Source organism: Streptomyces viridochromogenes DSM 40736, from assembly GCF_000158955.1.
Classification (GTDB): Bacteria; Actinomycetota; Actinomycetes; order Streptomycetales; family Streptomycetaceae; genus Streptomyces; species Streptomyces venetus.
The window spans coordinates 4,719,829-4,726,636 of record NZ_GG657757.1 but is presented as its reverse complement, the minus strand read 5'-3'; the positions used below and the strand labels follow the sequence as shown (position 1 = coordinate 4,726,636).

At 72.8% G+C, this 6,808-nt stretch carries 7 protein-coding genes; 2 read left to right on the top strand and 5 right to left on the bottom strand.

Annotated elements, in window-relative coordinates:
• The 4 genes from SSQG_RS42825 to SSQG_RS20815 all read right to left on the bottom strand — a co-directional run.
• Positions 1-888, bottom strand: an 888-nt coding sequence (locus tag SSQG_RS42825; protein ID WP_244299193.1) for an SRPBCC domain-containing protein, incomplete at its 3' end; no start/stop codon positions are given.
• Positions 889-1,002: 114 nt separating this feature from the next.
• A complete protein-coding gene (locus SSQG_RS20825; protein WP_003991801.1) occupies positions 1,003-2,661 on the bottom strand; it encodes a polyamine aminopropyltransferase in 1,659 nt (552 codons plus the stop codon).
• A gap of 118 nt (positions 2,662-2,779) precedes the next feature.
• Complete coding sequence (locus tag SSQG_RS20820) at positions 2,780-3,307, bottom strand: DUF2617 family protein (RefSeq protein ID WP_003991800.1); 528 nt, start codon at positions 3,305-3,307, stop codon at positions 2,780-2,782.
• Between the two features lie 583 nt (positions 3,308-3,890).
• Positions 3,891-4,184 (bottom strand): hypothetical protein, encoded by a 294-nt coding sequence (locus tag SSQG_RS20815; protein ID WP_039933262.1) that lies wholly within the window; start codon positions 4,182-4,184, stop codon positions 3,891-3,893.
• Positions 4,185-4,312: 128 nt separating this feature from the next.
• Between SSQG_RS20815 and SSQG_RS20810 the strand changes: the two genes are divergently transcribed.
• On the top strand, positions 4,313-5,512 hold the full coding sequence (locus SSQG_RS20810; RefSeq protein ID WP_039933260.1) for a pyridoxal phosphate-dependent aminotransferase: 1,200 nt from the start codon (positions 4,313-4,315) through the stop codon (positions 5,510-5,512).
• Between the two features lie 119 nt (positions 5,513-5,631).
• Here the strand turns inward: SSQG_RS20810 and SSQG_RS20805 are convergent, their stop codons facing one another.
• Positions 5,632-6,159 carry a YbjN domain-containing protein gene (locus SSQG_RS20805; protein WP_003991798.1) on the bottom strand — a complete coding sequence of 176 codons (528 nt, stop codon included), beginning with the start codon at positions 6,157-6,159 and terminating at the stop codon, positions 5,632-5,634.
• A 208-nt stretch (positions 6,160-6,367) separates the two neighbouring features.
• On the opposite strand from SSQG_RS20805, the gene SSQG_RS20800 reads away from it, so the two are divergent.
• Positions 6,368-6,805, top strand: a complete 438-nt coding sequence (locus SSQG_RS20800) for a hypothetical protein (RefSeq protein WP_244299192.1) — start codon at positions 6,368-6,370, stop codon at positions 6,803-6,805.
• Positions 6,806-6,808: the final 3 nt, after the last annotated feature.

Below are 6,808 nucleotides of genomic sequence, written 5' to 3'. Positions count from 1 at the left end.
CCGGGGGCCGGGGGCTCGTCGCCGGGGGCGGGGGGCTCTGTTGTCGGGCCCGGGGGCCGGGGGCTCGTTATCGGGCCCGGGGGTCGGGGGCTCGTTATCGGGGGTGGCCGGAGTCTCATCTCCGGAGGCCTGCGCTCCGTCCTCGGCGGCGGCCGCAGTCTTGTCGCCGGGGCCCGGGGTCGAGGACCCGTCGCCCGGCCCGGAAGCCCGCGCCTCCCCGCCAGAAGCGGCAGCCGCACCCTCACCGCCGGCACCGGAAGCCGCCGCCCCGTCGCCAGACCCAGAGCCCTGCGCCCCGTCGCCGGAGGCGGTGGCCGAGGCTCCCTCGTCAGGGCCGGAGCCCTGCGCCTCGTCGAGCGGTGGCGGCGGTGGGGGCGGGGCCTCGTCGTCTGCGTCCGGGGTCGTTTCGTGGTTCGTCGTGGCGCGGGGCTCGTAGTCCTGGGTGGCGAGGGACGTGGTCGTCTCCGGGGCCGCCTCGGCGAGGTGTTCCACGAATCGGTTCAGCAGCCGGGTGACTGCGCCCTCGACCTGGTCCGCCGGGAGGCCCTCGATCCGCCCGTCCGCCGCAGCCGTCCCCTCGAAGACGACCGTCGCGCCGCCCTCCGCCTCCCGCAGGGAGATCCGCAGCGCGAGCGTGACCGAGCCGCTGCCGCGCGACTCCTCCGCCTCGCCTTCGACGGAGTACGCCCCGTCGTCCCGCCGGGAGACCCGTGCGGTACCCCGGTAGGTGACGGAGTGGCTGCCGACGCGGATCTTCAGCCGTCCGGCGACGGGCTCTGCGCCGGCGTCCTGCTGGAGCCCGGGGACCGCCCGGGCGACCCGCGCGGGGTCGTCCAGCACCTCTCTGAGCCGCTCGGCCGGGACCGGAACGAACACCTCGTGCTCCATGTGGACGGACTCTACCCAGCACGGGCCGAAACGCACCCCCGGCTTGGGGATTCGTATCCGAGACGCCCCCGCCGGGCGTATGCTCCCCGGCCCTCCCAACTCCCCGGGCCCCCCTCAGTAGCGCGGATGCACCAGCGTCGACGCGGGCAGCCCCGCGATCCGCGTCCCCCGCGCCGCCCGCTCCCCCGCCGCGAGGGACGCGTCCGTCAGGACGTACGGCCGCGGACCGCCCGGGTCGAGCCGCGGGCGCGGCTCCGTGCGGGCGGCCAGGATGAAACCCCAGTCCCGGGGCGCCCGGGAGCGGTCGGCGGGGGTGCGATCGGGTCCGACAGTGGCGAACCCGGCCCGGCGGCCGCCCGTGCCGTAGGGGGCGGTGCGCAGGCCCGCCGCACGGACCGTCGCCTCCACCGTCCAGAACACCCGGGGACGGGACGCGACCGGCCCGGCATGCACCACGAGCCGCCCACCGGGCGCCAGCACCCGCCGCGCGAGGCCGTAGAACTCCTGCGAGTACAGCTTCGTACTCGCCGTGATGCCCGGGTCCGGCAGATCCGAGACGACCACGTCGTACGCCGCCGCGGGCGCTCCACGCAGCCAGCCGAAGGCGTCCTGCGTGGTCACGTGCACGCGCGCGTCGCCGAAGGCGTGCTCGTTCAGCGCGGACAGGGCCGGGTCGGTGCGGGCCAGCCGCACCACCTCCTCGTCGAGTTCGACGACGTCGACCCGGTCCACTCCGGGGTACCGCAGCGCCTCGCGTGCCGCCAGGCCGTCGCCGCCTCCGAGGACCAGTACGCGCGCGTGCGGCCCGGTCATCGCCGGGTGCACCAGGGCCTCGTGGTAGCGCAGCTCGTCGCGCCCGCTGACCCGCAGTCGGCCGTCGAGGAACATGTCGAGGGACCGCCCGTCCGTACCGCCGGCGAGGACCACCTCCTGCACGTCGGTCTGGAGCGCCACGCGTACGTCCGTTCCGTACACCGCGTGCCGGGCGGCCCGCTCGAAGTCGTCGACGAGGACGGCGGCCGAGGCGAGGACCGCGAGCACGAACGCGTTGAAGAGCAGCAGCAGCCAGCGGGCGCGCCGGGTGAGGTCCCGGCGGAACAGGCCGAGCACCAGCGCACCGCCCACGACCGCGTTGACGGCCCCGGTGAGCAGCGCGCCGGTCAGCTGCCCCAGGAACGGCAGCAGGAGGAAGGGGAAGGCGAGACCGCCGACCAGGGCACCGACGTAGTCCGCGGCGAACAGGTCGGCCACCGCGCCGCCCGCGTCCTGGCGGCGGATGCGCTGGATCAGCTCCATCAGCAGCGGCACCTCGGCGCCGATGAGCAGTCCGGTCGCGAGGGAGAAGGCGACCAGGAGGCAGCGCGGCCCGCTGGCCCACACGCCGCCCCAGCCGCCGGTCCAGGCGAAGACCGCGTACAGGGCCATCGCGCTGCACCCGCCGACGAGGGCGAGGGTCGCCTCGAGCGCGCCGAAGCCGGCCGCGGCGAGCCCGCGCAGCCGTTTCGCGGCGAGGGATCCGACGCCCATCGCGAAGACCATGACGGACAGCACGACGGACGCCTGGGTGACCGAGTCGCCCATCAGGTACGAGGCGAGGGCGACCAGTTCCAGTTCGTACACGAGTCCGCAGGCCGCGCAGACGAACACGCCCGCGAGGACCAGGAACCGTCCGGTGCCCGGCCGGACGGGCAGTCGCGCCGGTCCGCAAGGGCGGCCCGGGGTGGTCCAGGGCGGCGGGGAACCGGGCGGGGCGGGCGCGTGCGGCTCGATCACTCTGCGACGTTACGTCACGCCTCGACTGCGGTTCGTCACCCACACGTGTGGTGCTGGTCTACAGGGAACCGATACCGGCATGAGAGGGGTTTCGCCGCATAAGGAAGGCCCGGCGGGTTCAGTCGGTGGCAGCCGCGGTCGGCACCCGTACGCCCACCCTGGTGCGGGTCGCCACCAACTGGCCGTCCTGCGGGTAGGCGTGCCAGGTCCGCCAGTGCACCTGTCCCTCGTGGTGCTGGGCCAGCAGCGCCGTGAAGGCGTGCGGGCTGCCGGGGAAGACGCCGGCCAGGCCGTGCGGATGGTCGGAGACGAGGGCCAGCAACTCCTGGGCGCGGCCCTCGAAGACGCCGGGTGAGAGGACCTCGACCCGGGCCGTGAACTCGTACTCCCAGTCGTCCACCCGCTTGGCGACGCCGAGCGGAAGCGGAGTGCTGCTGCCCGGGATGCACGCCACCGTCTCCGAGCAGATGCCGCGCCGCTCCTCCAGCAGCACCTGGTGGGACGCGCCGAGGAGCCGCAACTGCAGTTTGGTGCCCGTCAGTTCGAGGTCGAGCGTCGCCAGCGCGGGAAGCGGCTCGCGCCCCAGAGCCCAGGCGAGATCGGCCGCACGCGTGTCGGTGTAGGAGGTGTTCAGGGTCGTGAGCATGGATCGGCTCCGCAGGCACGCAAGGAGAGGGAGATGGTCCGCTGCACCCCGGTCGCACCGGGGGTGTCGGCCCGGAACAATCCGGTCGGCCGGTTTCACGAAGTGTCCGCAGGACGTCCGAGGGGCTGCGTTGGTGATTTAGAGGGAATCATGAACTGTGGCGCTGCCACAGCGTTTTTACCCAAGTTCGTAGGGTTTCCATCCCTCAGAGGGCTCATCAGCTCAACTGTTCAACTACGGCGTGCGCCGGTCTCGCTGAGGCGTGCGCCGGTGTGCCGCGAATGGCGCCCGGAGCCGGGCCTGATCGGCGCCCGCGTCGGGGACCCGCCCCTGAAGTGCCCGCTTGACGCGCGCAGTTGACGGAGTCACGCCCGGGGGCCGTCGCACGACGGGCGCAGTTGTCCTACAGACATGCGAAGCCGCCCGGACGCACCCCGGATCGCCCGACATGCGTTCGACGTGTCCGTCGGCCGAGAACTTGGCACTCCGGCATGGGAAACGCGGGGCCGCCCCCAGGTGCGGACCCCGCGTCGGTGGATGTGCTCAATGGATGCGGCTTTCCCGTCGGGACGGCCGGCGTGGCTCAGCTGCCTCCGCCGCCGCATCCACCTCCACCACCCCCGCCGCAGGACGACCCGCCTCCGCAGGACGAACCGCCGCCGCAGGAGTGTCCCCCGTGGTGCCCGCCGCCGTCGGACGAGCCGGAGTCTCCCCCGCCCGCCCACCAGCTGCCGCTGCTGCTGCTCGAACCGGAGGACGCCCACGCCCCGCGACGCGTCGTCCGCCCGGATCGGCCGGCCCCGCCCCCGCGGGCCTTGGACACCAGCGCCCCGATGAAGACGACCGCGATCACCGCCAGGATGATGCCGACGACCATGGCTTCACCCTCCTTCCGTTTCCCCCGAAGCGGCCCCCCGTGGGCGCCTCGCTCTTGCGTGAACAGGGGATGCCCGCCCCCCGAGCGCCCCAAAGCAGAGTTGAGGAACTCCAGAGCTTCGGCGGAGGATGGCCGGCATGACCTCCAGCGCGCGCCCCCTCCTCAACCGCCGGCTCGCCGAGTTCGGGACGACGATCTTCGCCGAGATGTCGGCCCTGGCGCTGAGCACCGGCGCCATCAACCTCGGGCAGGGCTTCCCCGACACCGACGGCCCCGAGGAGGTCAGGGAGGCCGCCGTACGGGCGCTGCGGGACGGCCGTGGCAACCAGTACCCGCCGGGTCCGGGCGTCCCCGAGCTGCGCGCCGCGGTCACCGCGCACCAGCAGCGGCGCTACGGACTGTCCTACGACCCCGACACGGAGGTCCTGGTCACCGCCGGGGCCACGGAGGCCATCGCCGCCGCGCTGCTGGCCCTGCTGGAGCCCGGCGACGAGGTGATCGCCTTCGAGCCGTACTACGACTCGTACGCGGCGTGCATCGCGATGGCGGGCGGGCGCCGGGTGCCGGTCACCCTCCGCCCGCACGAGGGCGAGGGCCGCTTCCGCCTCGACCTCGACGAACTGCGCGACGCCGTCACCGACCGCACCCGTCTGCTGCTGATCAACACCCCGCACAACCCGACCGGCACGGTCCTCACCCGCGAGGAGCTGGCCGCGATCGCCGAGCTCGCGGTGGAACGCGACCTGCTCGTGGTCACGGACGAGGTGTACGAGCACCTGGTCTTCGACGAGGCCGAGCACGTGCCGCTGGCGTCTTTCCCGGGGATGCGCGAGCGCACCGTCACCATTTCGAGCAGCGGGAAGACGTTCTCGTTCACCGGCTGGAAGGTCGGCTGGGTGACGGCGTCCCCGGAGCTGGTCACGGCGGTGCGGTCGGCGAAGCAGTACCTGACGTACGTCTCGGCGGGCCCGTTCCAGTACGCGGTCGCCGAGGCGCTGTCGCTGCCCGAGTCGTACTTCACGGACTTCCGCGCCGACCTGCTGGCCAAACGGAACCTGCTGGCGGCGGGCCTGGAGGAGGCCGGGTTCCGGGTCTTCCGGCCCTCGGGCACCTACTTCGTCACCACCGACATCCGTCCCCTCGGAGAGACGGACGGCTTCGCCTTCTGCCGCGGCCTGCCAGAACGCGCGGGCGTCGTCGCCATCCCCAACGCGGTCTTCTACGACCACCGCGAGCAGGGCGCCCCGTTCGTACGGTTCGCCTTCTGCAAGCGGACCGGGGTGCTGGAGGAGGCCGTGCGGCGGCTGAAGGGCGTCTGCGGGGGCTGAGGGCCTCTCCGGGGGTCTCAGGGCGTCTCCGGGGTGTGAGGGCGCCCGAAAAGGCGTGACGGCGCGTACAGCACGTACCTGCTCGTACGCGCCGACGCGCCGTAGGGGCCCGGCTGGGCCTACTCGTCGTCCTCGGGCTTCTCCGCCTCGTTGATCTCCTCCTCAAGACCGAGCTGCTCGACGAGCCACTTGTCGAACTCGATCGCGGCGCGCACCCAGCTCACCGTCGAGGAGACGAAGTGCTCCAGGCTCACACCCATGCCGATCAGCATCTGGGCCTCGCCGATCAGGCGGACCGTGCCGTCGTCGTGGGTGTGGCTGTAGACCTTCGGCCACAGGGTGCGGCGGTTCCAGTCGTCGATGGACTCCAGGATCTGAGGCTTGGCCTCGATCTCGTGGGGCCGGTCGTAGAACGTCCGCACGGAGAAGACCTGCTGGTCTCCCTCACCCCGGAACATGAAGTAGGTGCGGAACTGCTCCCACGGCGCCGCGAGGTCTCCCTCGTCGTCGACGACGTACTTGAGCTCCATCTGGTCGAGGAGCTGCTTCACGAGGTCCTGATCCGGGACGACGGGGCCGGCCGGACCGCCGGACTGCGGCTCGGGCTGGCCCCCGAAGTTCGGAATCGAGGACGGGTCGATGGTCACCGTGAATTTCCCTTCGTACGGATTCCGCCATCCTCCCCCATGCGGGGCGGGAGGTGGCAAGCCCCGACTACCCCGCTAAGCCCATGGCTGACACGATCCGGTCACCCGCAACCTCCGGGTTCCGGATCCCGTCCTTCCAGGCGGCGGTCGGAGGAGGTCGGACGGCATGGTGACAGCGGGCAGAGGACGTACCCGGTGGGGTCTGGTCATGGCGATTCTGGGCGTGCCCGTGCCCGTGCTCGTCCTCGGGTGCATGGTCGTCGGCCTGTTCCTGTGGGCCCTGTCGGACGGTGACGACCCGCGCGCGGGAGGCAGGGCGACGGTACCCTGCGCCGAGGCGCTCCGCTTCGGCGGCGCCGAACGGCCCGCGGTCGCGCAGGCCGGGGACTGCACCGTGCAACAGGGCATCGACACCGCGTACGCGGCGGTGCTGCGGATGCCGCGCGAGGACGTGCGCGACTGGCTGCGCACGACGTACCGGGACGCGCCGGAGATCCGGACCGGCGGTCCGTGCGGGGCCCTCTGTCTGGATGTGACCCACGAGGACGGCCTGCCCGGTACGGCCGAGGCGCATGTGGTGCAGGTGAGGGTGGAGTACGAGAACGCCGAGACCGCGGTGGTGCGGTACTCGGCGTTCACCATGTGACCG